Source organism: Pseudanabaena sp. PCC 9330 (assembly GCF_055795045.1).
Genome location: NZ_JAYFES010000069.1, coordinates 1 through 1,452 on the forward strand (window position 1 = coordinate 1; position 1,452 = coordinate 1,452).

At 53.8% G+C, this 1,452-nt stretch carries 1 protein-coding gene; it reads right to left on the reverse strand.

Annotated features, from left to right (window positions below):
- Nucleotides 1–22 precede the first annotated feature (22 nt).
- The gene (locus AC0QKW_RS04760; RefSeq protein ID WP_473149911.1) at nt 23–1,369 is read right to left on the reverse strand and encodes an IS4 family transposase; all 1,347 of its coding nucleotides are present in this window, start codon (nt 1,367–1,369) and stop codon (nt 23–25) included.
- Nucleotides 1,370–1,452: the final 83 nt, after the last annotated feature.

Genomic DNA, 1,452 nt, shown 5'->3' on the forward strand with positions numbered 1-1,452 from the left:
CATTGGTGTCAACTTAAGTATCTCAAGGTGGGACAGCGGGGCAACAACCTGGGACGTTGCCCCAAATTTCCGCCCATTGAAGGTCTTGTTGTCGGTGCCGTTTTCGCGTCGTTTTGACTAAGGCTAACAACTTGGAGTGCTGTTGATAAAACGGAATCAGTTCGGTGGTGTCATCCCGTAACCGGGCTCGACTGTAGTGATACAACCCACGAAAGACCATCTCGACTGAAATTTTTTCGAGTGGCTGGTGTAACGCGATGGCCACTTGGGCACAGAGGTCATTGAGAACCGCATAGAAAATCCAAGTGGCCACAATTTGAATTTGAATGCCATTGATATCCCCGACCCAGACGTAGGCCAATCCCAGCAGCCGCTTGGTAATACAAAACGCATCTTCAATGCGCCATCGCCGACGGTAGAGGTCGCAGACCTGTTGGGCACTGAGTTGTGCTGGGTCAAGGACATTGGTCAAATAGCGATACCATGTCGTGCCCCACAGCACCGAGACCATCCGCACCGGATGGCGACAGGGGTTCGACCGATACACCCCTAGGTCGATAATTTCATCACAGTAGCGTTCTCCTAGACTCAGCAACCGCCGTCGAGTGTGGGCCGTTTTCTCTCGTTGCCGGGTGACAAAATAACGCTGAGTCTCCGTGAACTGGTCAAACCAAGGAAACGCGAAAAATCCTAAGTCAAAAACGAGCAAGCCATCCACGGGCAAGGTCGTTAGCAGCCAGTCGCCAAAGGTTTTGTCATTGGCTTTGGCGTTCTCGGTATAGTGCATTGCTACCGGGCGATGGCTGAACAACTCCACCACCATCATGAGTTTGCCGGCCAGGATGGTCTGGGGCCGCTCCCGTAAGACGTTGAGGTGGCGACGCAGTTCTTCTAAGGTGGAGCCGTCGGCAATCCAGATCGCGGAAAACCGACTCTCCAAGGCGTGCCACGGTTCTGACAGCACCTTCCCCGTCGGACGGTTGGCGAGCTGGGCCTGCACCTGAGTTAACAGTTGGCTAAAGAGGGCCACCGGCAGTTTGCCAAACCGTTTATCTAGGGCGGTACGGCTTATCGAGGTGGGCTCAACCCATAGCAGCCCCTCCATCTGTAGCACTCGCAGGAGTTCACTTAACCCGTTGATTTGCCGGTACACCAAACTCAAGACCACCGCTACCATCACCGGCAATGTCAAGATCCGGTCGCGGAGTCGTTTGCCATCGGTATTGCGTTCCCCAGCCGTAGGCTTAAACGTTGCGGGTGAAAGCCATTGCCAGAGCTGGCGTTCTACCTCGACAATAGGCGGACTGGGAAACTGAGGGCGACGGCGTAAATCTGGATTGGCATCACTAAACGGACGACTGCGAGCCATGGGATTAAGTCCCACTTACAACCCAATACATTCATCGTTATACTCCCTAGTCCCGTCATAAGAACCTTAAGTTTGCTCCGATG

Bases quoted from the DNA above. Each gene is read 5' to 3' on its own strand.
- AC0QKW_RS04760 (WP_473149911.1), bottom strand. From the start codon at position 1,369: ATGGCTCGCAGTCGTCCGTTTAGTGATGCCAATCCAGATTTACGCCGT.